Source organism: Pseudomonas sp. MD195_PC81_125, from assembly GCF_014060985.1.
Classification (GTDB): domain Bacteria; phylum Pseudomonadota; class Gammaproteobacteria; order Pseudomonadales; family Pseudomonadaceae; genus Aquipseudomonas; species Aquipseudomonas parakoreensis.
In genome coordinates, this window is the sequence record NZ_JABULD010000932.1 from 1 (window position 1) to 811 (window position 811).

General features: G+C 53.8%; 2 pseudogenes. One reads left to right on the forward strand and one right to left on the reverse strand.

The window, feature by feature from the left end:
* A pseudogene (locus HT737_RS30435) lies at positions 1–234 on the reverse strand (cytochrome c oxidase subunit II); the annotation flags it as partial.
* 370 nt (positions 235–604) lie between these two features.
* On the opposite strand from HT737_RS30435, the pseudogene HT737_RS30440 reads away from it, so the two are divergent.
* Positions 605–811, forward strand: a pseudogene (locus HT737_RS30440) (hypothetical protein); the annotation flags it as partial.

Consider the following 811-nt stretch of genomic DNA (forward strand, 5'->3'; position numbering starts at 1 on the left):
TTTTGCGGCGACCTGCCCGGTCGAGCGGCGATGCACGATCATCGACCAGAACATGGCACCGAAGACGATGATCCCGATCACCACACAGATCCAGAAAATGGTCATGTGCAGGTCGAATACTGCGTGACTGATTTCAGTCGCTCCAGGCGCCATATTCACAGTCCAGGCCGCCTGGGCCGGGCTGAAAATCGACCACAACAGGAGGCCCATCCAGACGTGTGGATGTCGCATCATTGCGGGTTCCCCTTATCGTTCTTGTTATCCCGTAGGCGCAACGCCTTCGGCAAGGGAGCGGCTGCATCAGACTACGAACTTGAATCGCCGGGCCTTGCTGCGTGGGCAGTCGGGCGTCATCAGCTAACTCCATTCAATGGCGAGTATAGACAGCCGTCGGAAATTGCAATGTCGTGGCGTTAATGTTCTGAAACAGCCGGGACTTGCGCTAAAGGGCACGAATGGAGAAGGATGCAGACGAGTGGTGGCGAACCGATATAACGCTGCTGCATCAAGGATGAAATAATTATGACAAATGCGTCTTAGCATTTTTCGTAAGCCAGCTAAGTTATGTCTTCCCTATTTCATTGCCTTGTTCCCTGGAGTTTTCATGAACACCGCCGCATTGCGCGAGCAGATCCAAAAAGCCCGACAGACCGAAAACGAAACCGGACGGCTCAAGCGTCAGCTGGAAGCCAAGTTGCCTCATCTGCATTCGGCCATTCAGTTGCCGGACGCTAACCGCGAAGACGCGTTGACGAGTTTTGTCAGCGCCTATATCGATGAAGTACCAGACATGCTGGACGCAGCCAATGAA